The organism is Lipingzhangella halophila, from assembly GCF_014203805.1.
Taxonomy (GTDB): Bacteria; Actinomycetota; Actinomycetes; order Streptosporangiales; family Streptosporangiaceae; genus Lipingzhangella; species Lipingzhangella halophila.
Window position 1 is genome coordinate 4,566,843 of sequence record NZ_JACHJT010000001.1, and the last position, 24,778, is coordinate 4,591,620.

Here is a 24,778-nt window from a genome sequence, read left to right on the forward strand (position 1 = left end):
CAGCGCTCGTCCGGGCTCCCTACTGCCAGTATCCCCACCACGAGTTCGGGAAGAGTCAGGGAAGACGTGGCGGCACCAATGCACACGGCCGGGGTGGCAGGCACCACGCCCGCCCGAGCCGAACCCCCTCGATTCCGGGTGGCGGAAACCCTCGCCGCACGGATCTGCGGCCTGGACATGTCCGTTCTCACCCGGCTCACCTGCCCCAAGACGCTCTCAGCCGTCCACACGTGTCTCGACCGCGAGGCGGCCCTGGCCACCGAGGCCGCCGCGATCTCGGACGACCTGTTTCCCGTTATCGGCGCCCTCTCCGACAACCCGCTCAAACCGCGGCTGGTCGGCCTGCGGCGCGCGGTGTACCAGGGGCGGGATCCCGGACCGGGCGAGTGGAACACCGAGACAGCGGACTACCTTCCCGGTCCGCTGCGCGAGCGCGTCACCGCGTGGCTCGCCAAGTCCCGCGAACAGCGCGAGGCGCTGGCGGAGCTCCCCACTCTCCTGGACGCCGAGTCCGACGACAAGCGCGCGGAGCTGCGCGGCATCATCGCGGACGCGGCCTTCCAGCGCGCGCTCTCCCAGGCCAGCCCGGACCTGTTCGAGGTGGTGCGCCGCTGGCTCACCGATCCGCACTACCAGCCGCGGCGGTCCTCCCTCGTGCGGCTGGTCAAGTACGTCGTCCGGGCCGCGACCAAGACCAGCCCGTTCAGCACGTTCACGGCCAGCGGACGCGCTGAGTGGACCACCGGCCCGGCACCGGCCACCCTGTTGGCCGCCACCGGGCCGGCACGCTGTGTCCCGGAACTGAGAGGCGGAGTGGTCGACCAGCTTCGCCGGGCGCTGGTCGCCGTGCCCGCGCTGCGCGCCGCCCTGCCTGTGCGGGTGAACCCGAGCCTGACCGAGCAGGACGGCACGCTGTGCTTCCTGCGCCCGGGCGCCGACGAGCCGATCGTGTCGGTGCCGGACACCGGGGAGGTCCGCGCCGTGCTCGCTGCCGCCGGCGAGGCGGAGGGCCCCGGACGCACCGCGGCCGAGCTGACCACCCAGATCGCCGCGGTGCGCTCCGAAACCGCGGCCGCGGATGTCGCGCGGTTCGTCGACCGGATGCTGGACATCGGGCTGCTCGAAGCCTACGTGCCCGTTCCGGACCAGTCCGCCTCGCCGTTCGCCGGCCTCGCGCGGTGGCTCGCCGCCAACGCGCCGGAGTACACTGCTGTCGGCGAGCACGTCAGCGTCATCGACAGCGCGCTGGCCGCTCCCGCAGCGGCCGCGGAGGTCGACGGACAGCGCGCCCGCAAGGAGGCCCTCGCCACGGCGACGCGTGCGCTGGCCGGCGAGCTCGCCGCCGCGAACGAGCAGGAGCCGGCCGTCCCCGAGGAGACCCTGGCAAGCAAGACTTTCCTGCACGACAACGCGGTGTTCACGGCACCGGTCGCGGAGTGTTCGCGCGCCCGCTGGAGCCCGGCACTGGCTGACCTGGACCTGGTGCGACGCTGGCTCGCGGCGATCCACGACCCCGCGCTCCCGCTCCGTCTCGTGCTTGGCGACCTCGTCGCCGAACGCTTCGGCCCGGGAGCCCAACTGCCCTTCCTGGAGCTGCACCGCGCCGTCCAGACCGAGCTCGACCAGCCCGCGGGTTTCGGAGCCGAACTGCGCGCCGCGATGGACTCCGCGTACTTCCTGGCGCCCGGTGCCCTCGACGACGCCACCCTGCCGCGGCTGCGGCGGCTGGGCGAACTGCGCGAGCAGAGCCGCGCGGTGCTGCGCGAGGCGGACGGCTCGGCCCGATCCGCCGAGGCCGTGCGGGCGGCGGCGGCCGAGCAGATCGCCACGTTGCCGTCCTGGGTGACGCCGCCAGCCTCCCTCGCCTGCTACGTGCAGCAACTGCCCGCGGACGGCGATGCGGCAGTGGTGTGCAACGCCGTCATGACCGGCTACGGCCGGGGCCGGGCGCGGCTGCACCACCTGATCCATCTGGCCGGTGGTCCGGCCAGCGAACCAGACGTACCCTCGGGCGGCGTCCCGGACGTGCTGGCCGAGCTCACCGGGTCGTTCGGCTCGGCACTGAACCGGCGCATGCCCGCTGTCTCGCACGAGCTCGACTACCCCGGCTGCGTCCCGGAACGCCCCCGTGAACAGCGGGTGGCCCTGGGCGAGTTGGTCGTCGGGCACGAATCGGACACCGGCCTGCTGCGGGCGTCCGCGACCACCCCCGACCGCCCAGTGCGGCCGCTGCACATCGGCGGTACGGCGGACTCGCTGCTTCCCCCCGCCGCGCGCCTGCTCAGCCACGCGTTCGAGGGAAGCTTCCTGCTGGCTCCGGTGGCGCCGTCCCTGGCGCCCCGAGACGCCGCTTTCCCACCGGAGGACGTGGTCCACCAACCGCGGGTCCAGCTCGGCAACGTGGTGCTGCAGCGCGCCTTCTGGCTCGTGCCCGCGCACGCGGTGCCCCAACGTTCCCCGTCCGAGAGCCGGGCGATGTTCCTCTACCGGATGGTGCGCTGGCTGCGCGAGCGGGACATTCCCGAAAGCTGCTTCGTCCGTTCGATGGGGCCAGCGCCGCAGGCCGGAGTGGACACCGAGGCCGCGCAGGGGAACTGGCGGTTCCGGAAGTCCCGCAAGCCCGTCTTCGTCGACTTCGCCGCCCTGTTCGCGCTGGACGTGCTCGAACAGGGCATCGCCGAAGGCGAAACGGTCGCCGTCAAGTTCGAGGAGGCGTTGCCGCATCCCGGTGATGCGGCGGAGAACGGAGCCGGTGAGCGGCGGGTAACAGAGTTCGTAGTCGAGGTGGCCCACCATGAACGCGACATCTAGGCAGGACGACACCGGCTGGGTGGCGGCGCACGTCTTCTGCGACGACAACCCCGGCCGGCTGGCCGTCGACGTCCTTCCCGGGCTCGTCGCGGAACTCCGCGAGTCGGGGCTCGCACAGGAGTTCTTCTTCCTGCGCTACTGGGACGGCGGAAAGCACATGCGGTTCCGGTTCCGGCCCGGAGGTCCCGGCGACGCGCCCGCGGTCCGGGACCTCGTCGAGAAGCGGTGCCGGGACTACCTCGCCGCGCACCCCGCCCCGGACCTGCTCGACGAGGCGGAGTACGAGGCACTCGCGCCCACTCTCGCCGCGAGCGAGAAGGCGACCAGCTACCTTCCGCGCCAGCGGAACAACTCCGTGGTCTTCATGCCCTACCACCGCGAGCACGGGCGCTACGGCTACGGCGCGGCCATGGCGGCGGCCGAAGAGCACTTCGCGGAGTCCAGCGAGACGGCCCTGAACCTGCTCACGCGGGGACTCAGCGTGGAGGAGCGGTTCACCGGCGGCTTCTCCGCGCTGGTCCTGGCCTGGCTGTGCTGCGGGGACGACCCGGGGTGGCAGACCTCGTGGGCCACGGCCGACGGGCAGTCGGCGCGCGTGGCCGACGAGGTCAACGGCGCCTACGCCAGCGACCCCGACACCGCGTACCAGCGGCAACGCGAGACGCTGGTGGCGCTGACCGCCCAACTGCGGGCACTGGCCGAACGCACCACCGCGACGCCGGCGCCGCCGGATCCCGCCTCCGGCAGCCTCATCGCTCTGGCCAACTCGTTCGTGAAGCTGCGGAACACGCTGCGGCGCGAGGCGGACGCCGGCCGGTTCGTCCCACCGCCCCGGTACTGGGACGGAGCCACCGAACCGGAACCGGACACCGAAACCGGGGTCCTGCCGGTGCTCGACATCTGCGCCCACCTGTTCTGCAACCGGATCGGCCTGTCGATGCGGCACGAGTCCTACATCCGCATGCTGGCGATGCGGGCCGTCAACGAAACCGCACCCCAGTCCTGACGCTCGGCAGCGAACAGCGAGACACCCGTGACCGAACACGCCCACCTGGACGACACGCGCACGCCCGCGGAGAGCGCACGCACCGAACACGTGTGGCTCCGAGCGGGAGTGCACGCGGCCACCACCGACGACGGCGCGACCTACCTGGTCCACTGGCCGGAGCGCATCGCCCTGGGCTCGCTCACCCAGCCGCAGCACGCCATGCTGCGCCACCTGGCCGCCGAGCCCCAGGAGGTCCCCGCGTTCCGAACGGACGCCGATGCGGGGACCGCGGCGCTGGTCGAACGCCTGCGGGCCGAGGGATGGCTGCACACGACCGTGCGCGCCCACGGCACCGCCCTCTACACCCTCGACCCGGTCCGGAGCGGGGAGTCCGTCGCGCCGCGGGAGCCGGAGAATCCCGTGCTGTCCCGCTTCGCCGTCGTCACCCGCGACGGTGCCACCATGGTGCTCAGCGTCCCCCGTGGTCGCTGGGACATCCGGCTGCACGACCCGCGCGTCTTCGCCCTATTGTCCGCTCTCACACCGGCCGCCCCCTGGCAGGAGCGGGCGGCCGAGGTCGGCGTCGACGCCGGGGCCGCGGCGCACCTGCTGCGCGACCTCGCCCGCGGCGGTTTCCTGGCGGACGGCGGCACACCCGAGGGCGACGCGCTCAGCCGCGACCAGTGGAGCGGTCCCGACCTGTGGTTCCACGCGAACAGCCGGTTCGGGACCCGCCAGCGGGCCGGCGACGGCTTCGGCAAGACCCGCTGGATCAGCGGCGAATCAGGGGCCCCGCCGCACACGCGGGAACCGTTCAACGGCCGGCGCGTCCAGCTCCACCGCCCCGACCTGGACACTCTGCGGGAACGCGATCCCAGCCTCACCGCGGCCGTCGAGGACAGCAGGTCCATCCGGCAGCACGACCACGGCAACCCGATCTCGGCCGGCGAGCTCGGCGAGTTCCTGTACCGGTGCGCGCGGTCGCGGGAACGGTACTACCCCGACGGCGGCCCGATGCCCGACCGCCCCTACCCGTCGGGCGGCGCCTCCTACGAAATCGAGTTCTACCCGCTGGTGCGCAACGTCGAGGGGCTGGCCGCGGGCCTGTACCACTACGACCCGGTCTCCCACGAACTGGAGGCGGTCAGTGCCACGCAGCCCACGTTGGGGGTCCTGGCGCGCACCGCGCAGGGAGTCCCCGGCCTCGAACAGCCACCCCAGGTGCTGATCATTCTCGCCGCGCGGTTCGGCCGGGTCATGCGCGAGTACCAGGGGTTGGCCTACGCGCTGACCCTGAAACACGTCGGGGTCGTCTACCAGCTCATGTACACCGTGGCGACCGCCATGGGCCTGGCTCCGTGCGCGCTCGGAGCCGGGGACGCGGAGGCGTTCAGCCAGGCGGTCGGTAGTGACTACCTCGCCGAGTCCAGTGTCGGGGAGTTCATCCTCGGCAGCAGGAAACCAGAGTAGGGATGGGGGGCGGTATGAAGCTGTTGCTGCGGCCGGAAGCCTACCGTGCGGCAACCGAGAACGGGATCTGCTTCCATACCCACGAGGGGCTGGTGTCCCTCACCGGAACGTCCGTCGCGCAGTGGGTGGACCGGCTGGCCCCCCATCTCGACGGCACCCGTTCGCTCGGCGAGCTCACCGCGGGCCTGGACGCGGTCCGCGCGGAGCTGGTGGAACGCCTGGTCACCGAGCTGGTCTCCGCGGGGGTCGTGCGCGAGGTGCCCGGCCCGGGAGATCCGGAGCCCACCACCGGCTCCCCGGAAGAACGGTTCCTGGCCTACTTCCTGCCCGAGCCCGGCCCCGCGTTCACGCGCTACCGCGACGGCGGGGCGCTCGTCGTCGGCTCCTCCCCCATCGCCGATGCGGTGGCCCGGGCCTGCGCCGACTCCGGGATCGCGAAGGTCGGCGTGGTCACCACCGACAACCTGGCCCACGACCCCGGCGAGCTGGCCGGACGGGTCAGCGACACGGCCGTCGTGCTGCACGCGCGCACCGGCCCCGACCTCCGAACGGCCCGGCTGCTGCGTGAGCTGTGCGCCGGTTCCGGCGCCGTGCTCGGCCACGTGGTCCTGCTCGGCCAGGAGCTGTGGCACGGCCCCGTCGGCCGGGTCGGCGAGGAGGCCGCCACCTGGGAGAGCGGCTGGCGCCGGCTGGTCGCGGCGGGCCGGGTTCCCGAGGAAACCGCCGGCCCGAACACGCCGGAGAGGCCGGGCGAGCGCGCCATTACCGTCGCGGCGACGCAACTGGCGCACCGGGCCTTCCGGGCGGCCAGCGGCCTGGCGCCCCGTTCGGAACAGGACGAGCTGGTCAGGATAGATCCCCGCAGCTACGCGAGCGAGCACCACGCGTTCCTGGCGCATCCCTTCGAGACCGAGCAGGAGCCCGACAGCGAGACCCGCTTCACGGCCACGGTCGCGGAACTCGGCTCGGGGGAGCCGTTGGACGAGACGGCCATGTCGCAACGCACCGCTCCCCTGCTCGACAGGTGCGCCGGCGTCCTCCTGGAACTCAACGAGCGCGCGTTCACGCAAACTCCGCTGCACGTCAGCGCGGCCACGGTCGCGGACCCGGCCGGGCTGCTCGGGCCCAGCGGCCAGCGGCCGACCGTGATCGGCGTCGGCACAGAGCCCGCCGCCGCCCGGTACGAAGCCGCCCTGCTCGGCTACGCCGCCTACGGCTCGCTCATGGTCGACCCCAGGCGCCTCCTCGGCTCCGACCTGAGGACCAGGTACGGCGACACTCCCGAGGACGCCCTGCACGAACTGCGGTCCGGCCACCGCCCCGGCTTCGTCCGCGGCTACCGGCTGCGCGACCAACGCCCGTGCGCGGTTCCGGCGGAGCGCGCGTTCGCGGTCCTCACCGGCACGGCTCCGCCGGCCTGGCCGGTGACCGGCAGCGCCGCGGGCTACACCTGGCGCGAGGCCCTGGAACGGGCCCTTCTCGGGCACTGCCGCGCGCTCGCGCTGCGGCACGCCGCCGCCTCCACCACCCCATTCCCCGCTGTCGGCCTCAGCGCCGCGCCGCTGGACGAGCAGGGCGAGCGCTACCGGGGGACGCTGCGCGCTCTGGGCCTCACCCCCGAAATCCACGACCTCGGTGGCCTGCTCGGCGTGCCCTGCTACCTCTTCCGGGTCGCGGGCACGCCCGTCAGTTGCGCGGTGGGGCTCACCAGCGAGCGGGCGCTGACCGCCGGACTACTGGACACCCTGCTGCACTACCAGGCCCACCACTTCGGTGATCCCGAGTACGCGCCGCCCGAGGTGCCCGACCTCCCGCCCGAGCTGCGCGGGCGCCCCCAAACCCCGGAGACGCGCTCCGTGGGCCTCGACGCCCTCGTGCGCGCGGCCGAGCACGCGGGCACGTGCCCCGTCGCCGTCCCGCTCGACCACGACCCCGAAGTCAGCCGCAGGATGCCCTACACAGTGCAGGTGGTGCTCGACAATGGCTGAGACGCCGGATCCCTGGCTGCTCGTACTCGGCGAAGGGATGCTCGCCGCCGCGATACGCGCGCTGCCCAGCGCGCACGGGAGGGAAGCGCGCCATTCCGGCGCCCCCACGCTCGTCGCCCCGGTCAGTGACCGCTGGGTCGCCGACCACGACAAGACGCGGGAACGGTGCCGGCAACGAGGGCTGGCCATGCTGCCGGTACGCACCGAGCTGGGCAGGGTCGTGCTCGGGCCACTCGAACGTCCGGGCAAGCCGGGCTGCTCCCGCTGCGCCGACGCCCGGAGGGACCGCGCTCGCGAGGACGACGACTCCTCGGGGCTCCGCGCCATCCGCGAACGGCACGGCGCCGAACTGTCCGCCACCAGCTCGGCCCTGCTCACCACACTGTCCGGCACCATGGTGGCGTCGCTGCTGGCCGAGGAGACGGAACTGCTGGCCGCGGGCCGGGACACCCGCACCCGCGAGGCGCTGCTCCTGCTCGACCTGCGCACCCTTGAGGTCACCCGGCACCCCTTCCTCCCCGATCCGCGCTGCGTGGTGTGTTCCCGGCCGCGCCGTACTGTCCGCCCCGAGTCGGTCCCGGTGTCCCGCCCCAAGCCCGCCCCGGACAACTACCGGGTGGGCGGCCAGCCCGACCTGGACACGCTCACCGACGTCTACGTCGACGCCGAGGCCGGCCTGGTGCGCCGGGTCGAGCAGGACACGTCGAGCGGGTACGTCCTGACACAGGCGCCTTTCGGCCTCCGGGACAACCACCGGCGGCGGCGTGTGGAACTCGGATACGGCCGCACCCACACCTACCCCGAGGGCCGGGGCACCGCGATCTGCGAGGCGCTGGAACGCTACGCCGGCCTGCAGCAGGGCGAGGAGCCCCAGCTCGTCCGGGCGGCCTACGTCGACATCGCCGACAGGGCCCTCAACCTCGGGCTCGTCGGCTGGCACCCGGAGGAGTCCTACGCCGAGCCCGAATTCCCCTATCCCCGCTTCGACCCGGAGCGCCAGCGCGACTGGGTGCAGGGCTACTCCCTCACCGGGGAGCGGCCCGTGCTCGTTCCCGAACGGCTCGCCTACTACGGTCCGCACCCCAGAGGGCTGCGCCGGGAGGGGATCCTCTTCGAGACGTCGAACGGCAGCGCGGTCGGCAGCTGCCTGGAGGAGGCCGCCCTCCACGGCATCCTGGAGTTCGCCGAGCGCGACGCGTTCCTGATCACCTGGCACGCCGGTCTGCGGATGCCCCGGGTGGACCCGGACTCCGCCGCGGACCGCACGATCCCCATGCTGGTCCACGAGCTGAGCCGGCGAACGGGCTACCGCCTGACCATCCTCGACATCACCATGGAACAGGGCATCCCCTGCGCGCTCGCGGTAGCCGTGCGCGACGGCGACGACCCGGACCGGCCAAAGGCGGCGTGCGCGGTGGGTTCGCACCTCATCGCCGAACGCGCCGTGCTCAACGCCCTGGCCGAACTGGGGCCCACCCTGGACATGCTCCCCTCGGCCTACGCCGACAACCGCGACACGGTGGAGGCGATGGTCGAGGATCCCTCGTACGTGCGGGAGATGCCCGACCACTCGCTGCTGTACGCGGACGAGCGCAGCTTCGACCGCTTCGCGTTCCTCACCGAGCCCACGGCCACCCTGCCCATCAGCGAGGCGTTCGGGGCCTCCCACCCGGTGATCGCCCACGACGACCTGCGCGACGACCTGTCAGCGCTGCTGGAGCGGTTCACCGACACCGGCCTTGAGGTCGTCCTGGTCGACCAGACCACCTTCGAGCTGACCCGGGCCGGGCTGCGGTGCGTGAAGATGTTCATCCCCGGGATGCTCACCATGACGTTCGGCCACCGCAACCGGCGACTGTCCGGGGTTCCCCGGCTGCGGGAGGTTCCCGCCCTCCTGGGCCACACCGACCGGCCACTGCTCGACTCCGAGCTGAACCTGCACCCGCACCCGTTCCCATGACTCCGGAAACGCCCGGAAACGCCGCTGAGCCCCCGATACCACCGCGAACACGGCACGAGGAGGAGCACCGGTGTACCTCATGATCACCGTGTGGGACCTGGCCCGGTCCGACCAGACAGTGGAAGGGCTGCGGGAGTACCTCCGCGACTACGCTGTCGAGGCGTTCTCCGAGCTGGAGGGCATGCGGTTCAAGGTGTGGTTCGCCAACCCGGAGAACCAGACGTGGGGCGCCGTGTACCTGTGGGAGTCAGCGGAGGCGCTCACCCGCAACACGCCCCCGAAACCCAGCAAGGCGATCGAGCTCATCGGATACCCACCGACGTCGGTCTCCGTCTTCGAGGTGGAGGCCGCCACGGCCCCCGGCGACGAGTGGCAGGCACTCGCCGGGATCGGGAACGCCATGCGGTGAGCGGCGGGCCGCTCGCGGGAGCCCGGACGCCGGATTCCCGACCGCTTCGGCGGAGACCGTACCGGGTGGATCGTAGGAGCCGTGTCCAGCCCGGCGACCGGCCCGCACCCTCCCCCGCCGGCCAGCAGCCCGCCGGCCTCCCGCGACGCGCTGCTGGCCAGTCCACCGCCGGCTACCGCACCAGCACCACCAGCCACGCCGGCGCTGGTCGACCCACCAGCGCCGGGTTATACCTGGGAACCGTCCACCGAGACGTTGGTCACGCGGGAGTGCTCGTCCAGGGCCACCTTGAGCGAGCAGCCGTCCCGTCCGGCGGCGATGACGTCCCCGAACGGGTCGGTGACCTGGAATCCGTGCCGTTCCAGGTAACCGAGCACGGTCGCGCGATGGTCATGGGGGAAGACCTGCACACCCTGCATGATCATGCGCGGCAGGGTGATGCGGTCGAACTCGGCGTCGGGGATGCCGGAGTCGGTCATCACCATGGCGAAGCGCGCCCCCGTGTCCACGGTGACGCTGCCGTACCCCTTCGCTCGCAGCGCGCCCAGGCACGCGATCAGCAGCCGTTCGGAGGCCATGCGCGCGTCGGCGAACTCCGACAGCTCCAGGCGGGGAGTGACCAGCTCCGGGATGTCCTCGCGCTCACCGAGGTCGCGAAGCCACAGGGAGGCGCCGAGGCGCGCCGAGCCCGGCGGGTGCATGTGCGGGTTCGCCCACGCCCACACCCAGCTTCCGTCCGTGCCCAGCGTGCCCATCGGCACCATCTGGACCGTGATGTCGCCCTGCCGGAAGGTGCTCGCCTCCACGTCGACGTTCCAGTCGGCAATGGGATGGAACTCGTTGTACACGCCGGTCTGCTCCACCGCCACCGCCGCGTGGGCGGCTCCGAGCCGCTCCAAGGCCGGGCTGAACCACTCACGCCGGGCTTCCGTGCTCTCGGTCAAATTCGGCTCCTGTCACCTGATTCTCGTCGAAGACGAGTACCACCCCCTCACTGCGTGATGCGCACTGGGGCGCCGACACGGGGGTGGTGCTCCTGCCTGGCCAGGATGGGACCGTGCTCGGATCCCACCTGGGGCGGGCCCGCCCCATGAGGCGTACGCCACCAGACATGCTGTGGGACGTTTCGCCGCGCCCCCTGGTTCCGCCGTATGCGGCCCCGACTGACCCCGTGGCCCCAGGGCCGCTCGTTTCGCGTCCCTCGCGGGCAGGCGCGACGCCGCGGTGGTCGCGGCTGGCCCACCGGCCGGTTCCGCGGTCCACCGGCGAGGCCGGGCCCGTACCGTTGGGGTATGGACACGCGAGGGGCGCCTGTGGCGCCGGAACAGGACGAGGAACCGCGCATCGAACTCCTGCGCGACGCCGACCGGGACGGTGCGTGGATCCTCGTCGTCAACGGCACCCCGCAGTCCCACGTCGACCTCGCCGACCCCACATACCTCGACTTCGAGTACGTAAGGCGGCTCGGCCACGTAGCGGACCTGTGCGCACCGGCCGGTCGGGCGATCGAGGCGCTGCACCTCGGCGCGGGCGCGCTGACGCTCGCCCGCTACATCGCGGCCACCCGGCCCGGATCGCGGCAACGGGCGGTCGACAACGATCAGCGAGTGCTCGACCTCGTGCGCCGCGACCTCCCGCTGAACCGCCGCTCGGGCGTGCGCGCCGGCGTCGACGACGGGCGCGCCTGGCTGGAGCGGCGGCACGATGGCAGCGCCGACCTGGTCGTGCGCGACGTCTTCGCCGGGGCGCGCACTCCCGGCCACCTCACCACCGCGGAGTTCCACGCCGAGTGCGCGCGAGTGCTGCGCCCCGGGGGCGTGTACGCGGCCAACATCGGCGACGGCAAAGGGTTGGCGCACACGCGGGCGCAGGTCGCCACCGCCGCCGAGGTCCTCGCCGACGTGGCCCTGATCGCCGAACCCAGCGTGCTGCGGGGGCGCCGCTTCGGCAACCTCGTCCTGGTCGCCTCCGACCGGGCACTGCCGGTTGACACGCTCGCCCACCGCGCCCACCGCGACCCCGACATGGCGCGCGTGCTCGCGGGCCCCGAGCTGCGCAACTTCGTCGCCGGCGCGCCTCCGGTACACGACGCCACCGCGGAGGACTCCCCGGAGCCACCCGAAGGCGCGTTCGCGCGGTGACGCCCGGCATGCGGTGCGGGCGCGCCGACGCGCGTTGGCACGGCCCCGTGGCTCTCCGGGATCTCGCCGGCTACTCCCTGGGGAGTAGTCCACGCCGCGAACGGTCTCCGTCCGGGGGACGCGCCGGCACTACCCGCCCGACGTAGCGTGGACCTCGATGCGCGGTCACCTGCAGCGAGCCCTCGGTCGGCTCCTTTCGCCCCCGGGTCCCGGTACACGCGGGACCGGGCGGCGCGTTTCCCGCGAGGACCTGCTGCTCACGCTGGCCTTCGGGTTCTTCGTCGGCCTGAGCACCATGTACGCCGACCTGGCGGCCCCGGCCAGCGAGAACCAGCCGTTGCTGCCGTGGGGACTGGCGCTGATCGCGCTCGCCGTGGTCCCGCTCGCGGTGCGCAACGTGTACCCGTTTCCGGTGGCCGCCGTGTCGGCGAGCGCAGCGACCGTCTACTACCCGCTGAACCATCCCGACGGCGCCGTCATCGTCGCCGGGGCCTTCGCGCTCTACACCGCCGTGGCGCGCGGATACCGGTGGCTGGGATGGCTGCTCGGGCTCACCCAGTTCCTGATCGTGCACATCTGGGAGGCGGTCGCCTTCGGCTCGCCGCGTCTGGAGTACGCGGCGGGTATGTTCGCGTGGATGCTCGTCGTGCTCGTCGCGGGCGAGGTGGCGCGGAAGCGCACCGAGTACAACTCGGAACAGCGCGCACGCCGGGAGGAGGCCGAACACGCCCGCGAGGAGGAGATGCGCCGCCGCAGCGCCGACGAGCGGGTGCGGCTCGCCCGCGAGGTGCACGACGTCATCGCGCACAACATCTCGCTGATCAATGTGCAGGCGGGTACGGCCCTGTACCTGATGGACTCCGAGCCCGAACGTGCCCGCGACGCGCTGTCGACCATCAAGACCGCCAGCAAGGAGACGCTGCAGGAGCTGCGCTCCACACTGGGGACGCTGCGTTCCGCCGACGAGGCGGCGCCCCGCTCCCCTCCAGCCGGGGTCGACCGCATCCCCGAGCTGGTCGAACGGACCCGGGCCGCAGGGATCGACGTGGACCTGCGCAGCGAGGGTGAACCCCGCCGGCTCGGCGCGCACACCGACGCCGCGTCCTACCGGATCGTGCAGGAGGCGCTGACCAACGCCGTGCGACACGCCGGGGCGACGGCGATCAGCGTCCGCCTGCGCTACGACAAGGCGGCGCTGGCCGTCGAGATCGAGGACAATGGTTCCGGCGCGCCATACGGCTTCGTGTCCGGCAACGGGATCGCCGGCATGCGGGAGCGCGCCGCCGCGCTCGGTGGGGATCTGCACGCCGCTCCGGTCAAGGAGGGGGGTTTCCGCGTCCGGGCGCGCCTGCCGGACAACGGAATCGAGGACACGTGATCCGGGTACTGCTCGCCGACGACCAGGCACTGGTGCGCGCCGGGTTCCGCGCACTGCTCGACAGCGCCGCCGATATCAATGTCGTGGCCGAAGCCGACGACGGCGCCGAGGCCGTACGGCTGGTGCGGTCCGAACGGCCCGACGTCGTCCTGATGGACATCCGGATGCCCGGAACGGACGGTCTGGCGGCGACGGAACGGATCGTCACCGACCCCGACCTCTCGGGGACCCGCGTCGTCATCCTCACGACGTTCGACGTCGACGAGTACATCTTCGAGGCGCTGCGGCTGGGGGCGAGCGGGTTCCTGGTCAAGGACACCGAGCCCGAGGACCTGCTGCAGGGCGTCCGGGTGGTCGCCCGTGGCGACGCCCTCCTCTCACCGAACGTCACCCGCCGGCTCATCGCCGACTACGCCCGCCGGCCGCGCCGCCCGGAACCCGACACCCGGCTGAACGAGCTCACGGAGCGGGAACGCGAGGTCGTGGCGCTGGTCGGTGCCGGGCTCACCAACGAGGAGATCGCCGAGCGCCTGGTCCTGAGCCCGGCGACAGCGAAGACGCACGTCAGCCGGGCCATGGTGAAGCTGCGGGCGCGCGACCGCGCCCAGCTGGTAGTTATCGCCTACGAGACGAGCCTCGTGACCCCCGGCTGGTTCGACTGACGCGCCGCCGACACTGCGAAGCGGCCTCCGGAGCGGTGTCAGTACCCCCGCCCGGCGGCGCTGCTCCTCGGCGATCTTGCGGATTCCGTTCCTTTGTAGCGCGATAAAGGAACGGAATCCGCAAGATCGGCGCGGAAACCGGGCGTAGCGGACATGCGGGGGCGGGCTCGGAGGTCCCGAGCCCCGTGCCGGGAGAAACCAGGAAGCGCCCCCAGAGCCCTGCGTCGCCCTCGCTGCTCTCGTCGGGCGCGTGACTATCGGGCACCCGCACCGACCGCTGGGGGCCGGCCCGCCACCGGCCCCTCGCCGCACCGTCCGCGGCCAGCACCGATGATCGCGATCCCCGACGGACTCCGCGCCCCAGTCGAACCCCCAAGGGATGCCCCCTACGCCTGGCGCGCTAGCAGCGGGCGCGCGATACCTCCCGCGGACGTAGGGCGAGAGCCTCCTCCGGGGCGATGCGGCGCGGGGCGTTCTCCAGTGACGATCAGGTTCCGTAGGAGACCGCACTGGCGCCGAGGAGTCACCCCATGCTGGAAGATCCCCTGCTGCTGGCGCGACTGCAGTTCGCGCTGACAGCGGGCACCCACTACATGTTCGTGGCGCTCACCCTCGGGCTGGCCCCTTTCATCCTGTTCGGCCAGCTTCGCGCCACGATCGCGCGTGATGAGGCCCGGATGCGGGCGGTACGTTTCTGGGGCGGCCTCTACCTGGTGAACTACGGGATGGGCGTGCTCTCCGGTCTCGTCATGGAGCTGCAGCTCGCGACCAACTGGAGCGGGCTGAACGACATGTTCGGCTACGCGTTCTCCGCGCCGCTGGCGGTCGAGACGATGGCGGCGTTCTTCATCGAGTCGACGTTCCTGGGGCTGTGGATCTTCGGGTGGGACCGGATGAGCCGCTGGTCGCATCTGGCCTGCTTCGTCATCGTGACCGCCACCGCGTACGCGTCGGCGTACTGGGTGCTGGTCGCGAACGGCTTCCTGAAGAACCCGGTCGGTTTCGAGATGCGGGACGGGGAGGCCGTGCTCACCGACTCCGGCGCGCTGCTGAGCAACCCCTCGACGCTGCTGGCGTTCGGCCACATCGTTACCAGCGCGCTGCTGCTGGGCGGCCTCGCCGTGGCGGCGGTGAGCGCCTACCACCTCGCGCGGGGCCACGACCCCGGCGGGATGTTCCGCCGCGGGATCACCAGCGGTCTCACCGTCACGGCGGTGGCGATCATGCCGGTGGCGGCCGTCGGCGGCACGCAGTACTCCCTCTTCGGAAACGAACCGCCGACGTCCGGGCAGTCGCTGAGCGCCGCGGAGATCGCGCGCATCGAGCAGGACTACGGCAGCGGTGGTGCGGCGCGCGTCGTGGGGGATATCGGGCACGCGCTGATGACGATGTGCTGGATGATCATCGCCGTAGTCGCGGCTGTCGGGCTGGTCCTCTGGCTGGTCAACCGCCTGCACCGGCTGCGGTGGTTCCACTGGGTCCTGGTGTTCTCCCCGTTCCTGCCCTATATCGCCAGCGTCAGCGGGTGGGTGTTCCGCGAGACCGGGCGCCAACCCTGGACGGTCACCCACCACCTGACGACCGCGGACGCGATGACCCAGATGTCGCCCGGTATGGCGGTGCTCTCCTTCTCCCTGTTCACCGCCGCCTTCGCGGTCCTGGCGACGGTCACGTACTGGCTGCTGGTGCGCTTCGCGCGGCGCGGCCCCGAGGGCGGGCCACTCGCGCCCCGGCCGGAGCCGCCCGAGTCCGATCCGCAGCTCCCGGTCCACCGTTTCTAGGCCCGCCTCACTGTGAGGAGTCCCAATGGAGATCGCCGCCGTACTCGTACTCGCCGGACTGGTGGTGGGGTACTTCGTGCTCGCGGGCTGCGACATCGGCCTGGGCATGCTGCTGCCCTACCTGGCGCGCACCCCCGGCGAGCGCCGCCGCCTGGTATCGGCGACCGCGCCGTACTTCCTCGGCACGGAGGTGTGGCTCGTCGGGGCGGTCGGAGTCGTCGCGGGGCTGTTCCCCGCGGTGAAGAGTGAGGTCATCGTCGCCCAGTGGCCGGTCTTCACCGCGATCCTGGCCGGATGGCTGTGGCGCGACGCGGGCCTGTGGCTGCGGCCGCGCGCGGACCACGCGGCGTGGCGCGGCGTGTGGGACGCGGCGATCACCGCGGGAAGCTGGACGTTGGCGCTGGGATGGGGGCTGGTCGTCGGCGGGCTGCTCAGCGGCGGCCGACCGCTCTCCCTCTTCGGGATCGCCTGCGCGGTGACCGTCGCGTTGCTCTTCGCGCTCCGCGGGGCCGCCTTCGGGGCCGAGCGGCTGGTGCCGAACGAGCCGCACCAGCCGCTCGGACCGGCGGGAGCGGCCGGCGCGGCGGAGACGGCCCGGGAAGCCGGGCCCGGTTCCTCGGACGTCCGCACCGCGGCCTCCAGCGTGGGCACCGCGGTCGCGGCGCCGGCAACCGCCGGTGCCGCCTCCCGGGAGAACATTGCCGAGAGTGCCGACGTCGCGGCGGGCGCGACCCGACACCTCGCGCGGGGCGCTGTGGTGGCACTGCTGCTCGCGGCCCTCACAACGGTGCTGCCCGGGACCGCACCGCCGGACCGGCCACTGGAGGGCGCCGCCGTGGCGGCCGGACTCGCGCTGGCGCTGGTGGCGACCGCGGGGCTGTGGGGGCCGCGGCTGTCGCGGCACACATCGGCGCTGGCTATGACGGCACCTCCGGTGGCCATAGCGCTGGCGGTGGACCTTCCCGTTGTCGCGGCGCCGCAGGAGACTCTCGCGTTGCTGGGCTACGCGCTGGCGCCGCTCATTCCGGTCATGCTTCTTGGTCAGGTGTGGCTGTACCGGATGCTGCGCCGGCCCGCCGCCTCGACGGGGTTCTTCGCCTAAACCCCGGGCTCCTGGACGCATTCGCGGGGTGGGATCTCCATGTACTCAGGATCCCGCCGCACCAAACGCGTTTAACCGCAATTTTCCACATCCGGCCATTGGGGTTGGTGATCTGGTGTCGCGGGAAGATCACATTTGGTACTGAGCGCGCACAAACGTCCGCCCTGCCCAGCCAGGGAACGGCGTGACCGCGCCCGCGGAAGGACACGGCACATCTGGAGGGACCATGCCTCTGTCCTCAACGACCCCCCACGCGCAAGGCGGCTGTAGCTGCGGGCCCAGTTGCGGCTGCGGCTGCCAGAGCGGCGGCTCATGCCAGTGCGGAGGCAACTGCGGCTAGCCGCAGGCCCACCATCCTCGTGTAGGGCGGTGTTCCCCGCCGCACGACCGTCCAGCCCCCGAGCACGGGCCGTCCCACGCCCCCCGGGACGGCCCGTGCGCTCGTGTCCACGGCGTGCGTCCCCACTGATGGACGCACGCCGGGCACGGGTCCCAGACCCCGGGGCGGCAGGCACTCCATACCCCGAGGCCGCGCGGCCCGGCGTGCCACAACGCGCCCACCCCACCGTGTTGTCACAATACGAAGCAGTACTTGTACCCAAAGTCACAGAGAGTGGGGTCGGGGCGCAGAAACTTCGGCCTGGGGGATGGTCACAATGACGACTTCGAGTATCTACGCGTCCTCGACGGGACAGAACGACGAGCACGAACGGCTCCGACTGCACGCCGAAGGCATTCGCGAGCGCGCCGCCAAGGCCGTGCCGTGGGGGCCGGAAACGGTCGGACTCCCGCCGCAGATCTCCGAGAGCGCACTCCTGCGCATCAACGATGTCGCGTTCTACGCCAACGCCCGGCAGGAAAGCATCGCGTTCGCCGATCTCTGCCTGCGGCTGCTCGCCCTGCACCATCCGCGCGATGCCGGCGGCCTCACCAGCGGCGCGGCGCCCCCGATACAGCGGTGCAACTGCTGCATGCTGCGTTGGCCCTGCCCGACCATCCGCGAGATGACCGGGACACTGAGCTGACAGCACCGCGGCTACCGCCCACTGCCACGGAGCGACCGACCGCACAGACCACGCACCCAGCGGGCAGACGCCACCCGCCGGAGACAGGGCGCGATCCATCTCCGGCAGGTGACGCGATCCTGCCGCCAGGTCCGCGTGCGGACCACGGCGTGCCGGTGCACCAAGAGGCTCCGACTCGGCACCGAAAGTATTAATGGAACCGGTTCTAGCGCAATACCCGAAACCGAATTTGTTTCGGGTATTCGCATCAAACCCGGCACATAAGTCGATCACGCGGCGACGATCCGGCCGGACCCTGCGGCATCCCCCATCAGTGGCTCGCGAAGGAGAACAGAGTCTAATCCGGGTCGGGGATAGCGAACTGCAGGGAGGCGCGGTCGACGGCAAGCGAGACGATGATCTCCCTGGCGGCCTGGTGGTCGGGATGGTCCCGATACGCGGTGAAGCCGTCCTCGTCGGCGACGTCGGCCACCACCCCGAAGTCGTAGGTATTCGCGCTGATACCGAGATCGCGCCCGAAGGTGTAGCCGCGGAGCTGCGGAATCACCGCGGGCAACCGCTCCAGTGCCCCTTCCACCTCCGCGATCTGGTCGGACGTAACCCCATCGGCCCAGCGGAACAACGCGACATGTCTGATTCCCATGCGCACGAACCTATCTCGGCCGCGGCGGCTCGCCCGCACCGGGACGGCCGGTCAGCGCGACTTGTACAGCCGGAACCCCGACGTATCGATCCGCACTCCCCCAAGAGGGTCCGGCAGCTCCACCGTCGCCCCGTAGGGCTGCCGGTGCGTGGCCTGATACTCGCCCCGCGCTGGATCGGGGTCATGGTGCAGCACCGTCGAGCCCTCGCGGGGATCGACGAGCAGGTAGATCGGGATGTTCCAGCGCGCGTACACCGCGGTCTTCGTCGTGTGGTCGGTCTTCCAGTTACCCCGCGAGACGATCTCCACGACCATCTCCACCGCGTCGGCCTCGACACGGGGCAGGTCCTCGTCGACGACCGGCCGCGGCACGACCACGACGTCGGGAGCCGGTTCGTAGTCGTGATCGTCGGCTGACTCGACGTCGTACTCGACGAGCCGCTCGAACTCGTCGGGGAGCTGCCGGCCCAGCTGCTCCGCGATCTGGATCATCGTGATCGAGTGCACGCTTGAGCCATGTGGCGACACGACGATGTTCCCTCCGAGGATCTCCACTCGGTAGCCCTCGGGAACATCTAGGCTTTCGGCCAACCTGCGCAGCTTCCGCTCGTTCGTGTTGGGCCGTTCCGGTAGTTCCACAACCATGGGAATTCCCCTCCGACGGTGGAACATGCTATCCGGCCAGCGGTACGCATGTGAGACAACCGGCAGAGAGAACGGTGCCCGCCGGGTCCGGCTCAGCGCAAGACCGGGCCCAGGAGCGGGGGACAGCCCCTGGGCCCGGTCGCTGGTGCGAGGGGAGGCGCGACCGCTCGCGGCGGGTTTCGGGGGCTTCGAGCCGCGCACGGCACACCATGCACTCTTGACGGTAACGGCCCGCAGGTCACGCCGGCAGACTAATTGGATAACCGGAATGTCTCGATTCGCCGCGTGAGGAACTCAACGCTGCCCGTTCCGGCCAGGGCGCAACAAGGCGGGGCGTACACCACCGAAACAGCCGCGGAAACGCAGGGAACGCCGGATGCGCCGGCCGCCCGCCGGGGGACTCCGCGCACGGGAATCCCCGCCAATCTCATCGAGAGGCCGAGGCCGCGATGTTGGGGCTGAGTGGCCCCGGCCCGGGCTGGGAGCGGGAACAGCGACGCGCTCTCGACAGGATCAACGGGGATTTCGCAAAAGCAGTGGGGGTGCTTCCGGGTCACATGACCCGTATCGCGAGCAGATAGGCGTCGGGGGAATCGGGATCGACGATATCGGTGATTTTCCAGGTCTGCCCGCCGACCGTGAACGTGTCACCGACCCGAACGTCGATCATGTTGCTGGGCCGCCAGTCGTACGGCCCGCCAATCTTCGCTGCCGGGCGCCCCTGGTCGTCAACCCAGAACCGCCCTCCTCCCACGGGCCCACCCTCGAACCTGTCGTTCCGCCCGTACGTGATCTTCTCCTGAGCACCTACTTCGTGGGCCACGCGCGACTCTTCCTCTACAATCCGGATAAACCTGAGTCATAGCAACGCCAATCCGGAACCGGTCACTGGACCATGGATTAAATGCGCGGATACTTCGGAATCCTACTCCTTTCCGCGTACTCGCATACGCCCGGGAGATGAATAGGAGGTTTCGCCAGGATCCCGCCCGAGCTTCCGCTCAGGGGCTTTCGGCCAAACGGAACGCGAAACCGTACGGGTGTGGCCGAGCCAGTACAGGATACTCGTTCGAGCGCCCCTTTTACGGAACGGATCGGGTACCGGAATTCCGCGGTCCAGCACCGACCGTTATGGCGCAACCACAGCTCCGAACCGGTTCGCCTCACTCGGAAATCCGTAATCGCCGCGCGCCGGGAGCGAGGTGTGCGCCTCCGCCGGCGGGTGTCGCGGCCCCGCCTCCGGCGAGCGGCGATGGAGCGGCGCGGTCTGCGCGCATCGGTCACCTCCCGACGCTCCGCCCCCCGGCAAGGGGGACGCTACCGGATAATCGTGCGCCGGAATCCCCCCGTTCGTCCACCGTCTTCGGCGATTATGGGGGAGTTTCGGGCCACGAGGTGCCTATCCGCTCGCGCGTCCCTGCCCCTTGAGCTTGCCCACAACGGTCTCCAGGGCCGAGCTGAACGGGTGGTCGTGCACCATGTAGGTCCAGGTCATCGAGGGGCGCTTAACGCCGACGGCCGCGATGTCGATGTGTCCGTCCCGCGCTTCGAGCTCGCTGAACGTCTCAGCGGCGCGGGTGCGCGCCTCGTCCAGGAAACCCTTGAACGCCGGCACCGCATCGCGGTTGAACTCGTCGAGTGGGTCGCGCCGCCCGAGGAAACGCAGGTGGATGCCCTCCCTGAGCTCGGCGAGAAAGGCGTTGTGCTCGGTCCAGCCGCGATCCAGGTGGTGGAGTGTGACCAGCCGGGCGGCCCGCGCGACCTCCTCGGCGCCGACCTCCTCGACCAGCTCGCTGTGTGTGGCCTGGCAATCGACGGCGAGCTGGCGGTCGCCGAGCGAGTTGCACAGCACTTCCTCGCGCTGCTCCAGCACCACGCTGCGCTGCACGTCGATCAACTGGTTGTAGCGCCACGTGTTGCGGTGGATGTCCAGGATCTGGCTCTCGGCCACCCGCTGGGCGTGGTCGACCATCTCCCGCCAGGCGGGCTCGGTGATCTCGCCATCGGCCTCGGAGGTGTAGCCGCGCGTCTCGGACGCGTGGTTCACGACCAGGTCGTCGTCGAGACTCACGAAGAAGAGCGAGCTACCAGGGTCGCCCTGCCGCCCAGCGCGCCCGCGCAACTGGTCATCGAGGCGGCTACTGGGATAGCGGCCGAAGCCCATGACATAGAGCCCGCCGGCCTCGACGACGCGCTCGCGGTCAGCCATCTCGCTACCGCCGAGCCGGATGTCGGTACCCCGGCCCGCCATCTGAGTGGAGACCGTTATGGCGCCGTACGTGCCCGCTTCGGCGATGATGGCGGCCTCGTCGGCATCGTTCTTGGCGTTCAGGACGACGCACTCCAGCCCTTCGTCGGCCAGCCTCTTGGCCAGCAGCTCGGACTCTGAGACGTCCTGGGTGCCGATGAGGATCGGGCGGCCGGTCTCGTGCACCGACGCCACCTCGGCGACGAGGGCGTCCTCCTTCTCCTCGCGCCAGGCGTAGAGCCGGTTGTCCTCGTCGACCCGGATGTTCGGCTTGTTCGGCGGAATGACCGCGACCTCAAGCTCGTAGAACTCGCGGAGCTGTTCGGCCACCGCCATGGCGGTACCGGTCATGCCGCAACGGGTCGGGTAGCGCACCACCAGGGACTGCACGGTGATCGAGTCGAGCACCTCGCCGGTCTCGCTCACCTCGACCTTCTCCTTGGCCTCGACCGCGGCCTGCAGGCCGTCAGGCCACCGCTGCAGCAGTGCGATGCGGCCACGCGACTCATTGATCAGCCGCACCGCGCCGTCGCGGACGACGTAGTGCACATCGCGCTGCAGCAGCACGTGTGCGTGCAGGGCCAGGTTGACGCGCGGCAGGACCGACGTGTCGTCCTCGTCGTACAGGTCGACGTCGCCCAGCTTGTCCTCAACGGCGTCGATCCCGGCGTCGGTGAGCTGGACGTTGCGCCCCTCGTCGTCGACCTCGTAGTGAATCCCGGGCTTGAGGGTCCGTACGATCTCGGCCATCTCGACGTCGGCTTCGGTGCTCTCGGCGGCGCCCGCCAGCACCAGAGGTACCCGGGCCTCGTCCACCAGGACGGAGTCGGCCTCGTCGATCAGTGCGATCTCGGGTTCGGGCACGACGCGGTCGTCCTCGTCAGTGGCCATCCGGTCGCGCAGCACATCGAAACCGAGCTCGCTGACCGAGGCATAGGTGACCTCGGCGGCGTAGGCCTTCCTGCGCTCCTCGCGGGTGGACTCTTCCCCGATCCAGCCGACAGTGACGCCCATAAGGTCGTACAGCCGGCGCATCCACTCGGCGTCCCGGCGCGCGAGGTAGTCGTTGACGCTGAGGATGTGCACGCGCTTGCCGCGCAGTGCGAACCCCGCCGCGGCCAGCGCCCCCGCCAGGGTCTTGCCCTCACCGGTGGCCATCTCGGCGATGTGCCCGTCGAGCAGCGCCATGACCCCAAGGAGCTGGACGTCGTACGGCCGCTCGTCAAGGGAGCGCCGCGCGGCCTCGCGTCCGGTCGCGCACAGTTCGACCAGGTCCGCGGACTCGTAGGGCAGTTCGGCGTTACCGAGCTCGACGGCCTTCTCCGTCAGCTCGGCGTCCGTCAGCTCGCGCAGATCCGGCTCACGGGCCTCGATCGATTCCAGAAGCTTGGTATAGGGCCGCAGGTCCACAGCGCCTGGCTTGCCCAGGAGCCTGCGGACACTCTCAGCCATTCGTCCGAACACCACGCAAGGGTAACGCCGCGAAGTCCCTTTGCGTTCCCTCGCACCGGTTTTGATCGCGCGTTTGGGGGAAGTCGTGACCCATCCCTGCTCTTACGACATTGTCGCACTATTGCGTCGAAGCCACCGCGAGCCCCGCGGCCGGCCCCACTCCCCCGTCCTGGGAGTCAGCACTCCTCCCGCACCCGCCTGGCTACCGCTCGCACCGCACACCTCGGACCCCACCCAGCACCGCGACCACCGGCGACGCTCGCATTCCCGTCCCGCCATCATGGCCAATCGTTCGATAATGTCGCATAATGGTCGACATAAACACCGCTGTTGCGCGAGATGGGCCGCCGCGACGTTCCACGACGGGCAGCACCGGTCCACCTCCACCCGGCTCGCACAGGGAGACCACGTGACGACGAGGAACACGACACCCCAGCCTGTCCACCCGGCCCGCGAACACGCGCGCTCGGAGCTCACCCGCGGGCCGTTCGACCTCCTCGTCATCGGCGGCGGCATCCTCGGCACGTCAGTGGCGTGGCAGGCCACCCAGGCCGGCCTGCGGGTGGCCATGGTCGACGCCGGAGACTTCGCCGGCGCCACCTCCAGCGCCTCCTCGAAGCTGGTGCACGGCGGGCTCCGGTATCTGCAGACGGGCAATGTCAGGCTGGTGGCCGAGAACCACCGGGAGAGGCGCGCCCTCTCCAGCGACGTCGCCCCGCACCTCGTCAACCCGATGCCCTTCCTGGTCCCGGTGTACAAGGGCGGCCCGCACGGAGCGGCGAAGACGGCGGCCGGGGTGTTCCTCTATTCCGCGCTGTCGGCGTTCGGCGACGGCCTGGGCCGCGTCGTCTCGCCCGAGCGCGCCCGCCGGCTCGCTCCGGGCCTGCGGACCGCCGACCTGAAGACCGTCGCCACGTACCACGACCACCAGATGAACGACAGCCGCGTCGCGATCATGACCGTCCGCGCCGCTGTCGAGGCAGGGGCGGTAGCGCTCAACCACGCCCCGGTGGTCGGGCTGCGCACCACGCACGGCAGGGTCTGCGGAGCCGACCTGCGCGACACGGTCACCGGCGCGGAGTTCGGCGTCAACGCGCAACTTGTGCTGAACGCGACCGGCCCGTGGGTCGACCACCTGCGCAGGATGGAGGACCCGGCGGCCGCGCCGAGCGTGCGGATGTCCAAGGGCGCGCACGTGGTCCTCAAGACCGACCAGCCGTGGCGCGCGGCGCTGACCATCCCCCTGGACACCCACCGGGTGTCCTTCGCCATCCCGTGGGAAGGGCACCTCCTGCTGGGGACCACCGACGAGGAGTACACCCGGGACCCCGCGGATGTCGGCGTCCTGCAGCGCGACATCGACCAGATCCTCGGCGAAGCGGGCACCGCCATCAGCGACGACGTCCTCGATCCGGCGCAGATCCGCTACGCGTTCGCCGGGCTGCGGGTGCTCCCCGCTGGAGGCGGGTCCACCAGCGCCGCCAAGCGCGAGACCGTCGTGACACGCGGGCGCGGCGGCATGCTCTCGATCGCGGGCGGCAAATGGACGACCTACCGCCACATCGGCCGCCTGGTGCTCGACCGGTTGCGCAAGGAGCGCTCGGTCCCGCTCTCCGAGGACATGGCCCCGCCCCTACGGACGGTCCCGCTGCCCGGGCTGGGCCAGCCAGAGGCCGTCGCGCACCGGCTGCTGGCCGACCGGCAGCCGCCCGCGCGGCTGGACCCACTCGTCGCGCGCCACCTCGCCTCGCACTACGGCAACGTCGCGCTGGACATCGCCGAGCTCGTGCGTGCGGACCCCGCCCTGGGCGAGCGCGTACACCCCGACGGCCCCGACATCTGGGCGCAGGTGGTCTACGCCCGGGAGCACGAGTGGGCGGTCACCGTGGACGACGTGCTGCGCCGCCGGACCACTGTCACGGTGCGCGGCCTGGACACCGGCGAGGTGCGCGACCGGACCGCGGCGCTCCTGGAGCCGCTGGCACGCTGACCGGGCAGCGGAGCGGCACACGCGACGCGGCCCGCGGACGCCGCTCGGCGTCCGCGGGCCGCGTTCAGTGGCCTGCCCCCGCGCG

Annotated in this window: 18 protein-coding genes; 13 read left to right on the forward strand and 5 right to left on the reverse strand. The window is 71.3% G+C overall.

What is annotated here, in order from left to right; genetic code table 11:
* Positions 1-93: 93 nt before the first annotated feature.
* From F4561_RS20920 to F4561_RS20945, 6 genes are all read left to right on the forward strand, one after another.
* Entirely contained in the window at positions 94-2,811 is a 2,718-nt protein-coding gene (locus tag F4561_RS20920; protein WP_184581062.1) for a lantibiotic dehydratase, read from the forward strand.
* Positions 2,795-3,817 (forward strand): lantibiotic dehydratase C-terminal domain-containing protein, encoded by a 1,023-nt coding sequence (locus tag F4561_RS20925; protein WP_184581063.1) that lies wholly within the window; start codon positions 2,795-2,797, stop codon positions 3,815-3,817. Before F4561_RS20920 ends, F4561_RS20925 begins: the two co-directional genes overlap by 17 nt.
* A 27-nt stretch (positions 3,818-3,844) precedes the next feature.
* Positions 3,845-5,269 (forward strand): SagB/ThcOx family dehydrogenase, encoded by a 1,425-nt coding sequence (locus F4561_RS20930; RefSeq protein WP_184581064.1) that lies wholly within the window; start codon positions 3,845-3,847, stop codon positions 5,267-5,269.
* A 14-nt stretch (positions 5,270-5,283) separates the two neighbouring features.
* Complete coding sequence (locus F4561_RS20935) at positions 5,284-7,257, forward strand: hypothetical protein (RefSeq protein WP_184581065.1); 1,974 nt, start codon at positions 5,284-5,286, stop codon at positions 7,255-7,257.
* Positions 7,250-9,217 (forward strand): TOMM precursor leader peptide-binding protein, encoded by a 1,968-nt coding sequence (locus F4561_RS20940; protein ID WP_184581066.1) that lies wholly within the window; start codon positions 7,250-7,252, stop codon positions 9,215-9,217. Before F4561_RS20935 ends, F4561_RS20940 begins: the two co-directional genes overlap by 8 nt.
* 79 nt (positions 9,218-9,296) lie before the next feature.
* Positions 9,297-9,626 (forward strand): YdhR family protein, encoded by a 330-nt coding sequence (locus F4561_RS20945; RefSeq protein ID WP_221446170.1) that lies wholly within the window; start codon positions 9,297-9,299, stop codon positions 9,624-9,626.
* Between the two features lie 227 nt (positions 9,627-9,853).
* On the opposite strand, the gene F4561_RS20950 is transcribed toward F4561_RS20945, so the two are convergent.
* The gene (locus F4561_RS20950) at positions 9,854-10,570 is read right to left on the reverse strand and encodes a DUF6882 domain-containing protein (RefSeq protein WP_184581068.1); all 717 of its coding nucleotides are present in this window, start codon (positions 10,568-10,570) and stop codon (positions 9,854-9,856) included.
* A gap of 348 nt (positions 10,571-10,918) precedes the next feature.
* On the opposite strand from F4561_RS20950, the gene F4561_RS20955 reads away from it, so the two are divergent.
* From F4561_RS20955 to F4561_RS20980, 6 genes are all read left to right on the forward strand, one after another.
* On the forward strand, positions 10,919-11,767 hold the full coding sequence (locus F4561_RS20955; RefSeq protein WP_184581069.1) for a spermidine synthase: 849 nt from the start codon (positions 10,919-10,921) through the stop codon (positions 11,765-11,767).
* Between the two features lie 157 nt (positions 11,768-11,924).
* Entirely contained in the window at positions 11,925-13,145 is a 1,221-nt protein-coding gene (locus F4561_RS20960) for a sensor histidine kinase (RefSeq protein ID WP_184581070.1), read from the forward strand.
* Positions 13,142-13,807, forward strand: coding sequence for a response regulator transcription factor (locus F4561_RS20965; protein WP_184581071.1), 666 nt, complete (start codon positions 13,142-13,144; stop codon positions 13,805-13,807). Before F4561_RS20960 ends, F4561_RS20965 begins: the two co-directional genes overlap by 4 nt.
* Before the next feature lie 530 nt (positions 13,808-14,337).
* Positions 14,338-15,588 (forward strand): cytochrome ubiquinol oxidase subunit I, encoded by a 1,251-nt coding sequence (locus F4561_RS20970; protein WP_184581072.1) that lies wholly within the window; start codon positions 14,338-14,340, stop codon positions 15,586-15,588.
* Positions 15,589-15,613: 25 nt separating this feature from the next.
* On the forward strand, positions 15,614-16,690 hold the full coding sequence (locus tag F4561_RS20975; RefSeq protein ID WP_184581073.1) for a cytochrome d ubiquinol oxidase subunit II: 1,077 nt from the start codon (positions 15,614-15,616) through the stop codon (positions 16,688-16,690).
* 656 nt (positions 16,691-17,346) lie between these two features.
* Positions 17,347-17,715, forward strand: a complete 369-nt coding sequence (locus F4561_RS20980; RefSeq protein WP_184581074.1) for a hypothetical protein — start codon at positions 17,347-17,349, stop codon at positions 17,713-17,715.
* 337 nt (positions 17,716-18,052) lie between these two features.
* Here the strand turns inward: F4561_RS20980 and F4561_RS20985 are convergent, their stop codons facing one another.
* The 4 genes from F4561_RS20985 to secA2 all read right to left on the reverse strand — a co-directional run bounded on the left by F4561_RS20985 (position 18,053) and on the right by secA2 (position 22,703).
* Positions 18,053-18,358 carry a Dabb family protein gene (locus tag F4561_RS20985; RefSeq protein ID WP_184581075.1) on the reverse strand — a complete coding sequence of 102 codons (306 nt, stop codon included), beginning with the start codon at positions 18,356-18,358 and terminating at the stop codon, positions 18,053-18,055.
* Positions 18,359-18,409: 51 nt separating this feature from the next.
* The gene (locus F4561_RS20990) at positions 18,410-19,003 is read right to left on the reverse strand and encodes a Uma2 family endonuclease (RefSeq protein WP_184581076.1); all 594 of its coding nucleotides are present in this window, start codon (positions 19,001-19,003) and stop codon (positions 18,410-18,412) included.
* Positions 19,004-19,556: 553 nt separating this feature from the next.
* A complete protein-coding gene (locus F4561_RS20995; protein WP_184581077.1) occupies positions 19,557-19,826 on the reverse strand; it encodes a DUF6406 domain-containing protein in 270 nt (89 codons plus the stop codon).
* Between the two features lie 576 nt (positions 19,827-20,402).
* Positions 20,403-22,703 carry an accessory Sec system translocase SecA2 gene (gene secA2 / locus F4561_RS21000; RefSeq protein ID WP_184581078.1) on the reverse strand — a complete coding sequence of 767 codons (2,301 nt, stop codon included), beginning with the start codon at positions 22,701-22,703 and terminating at the stop codon, positions 20,403-20,405.
* 409 nt (positions 22,704-23,112) lie between these two features.
* Here secA2 and F4561_RS21005 point away from each other — a divergent pair, with 409 nt between their 5' ends.
* On the forward strand, positions 23,113-24,693 hold the full coding sequence (locus F4561_RS21005; RefSeq protein WP_312885413.1) for a glycerol-3-phosphate dehydrogenase/oxidase: 1,581 nt from the start codon (positions 23,113-23,115) through the stop codon (positions 24,691-24,693).
* The last annotated feature ends 85 nt before the right edge of the window (positions 24,694-24,778 follow it).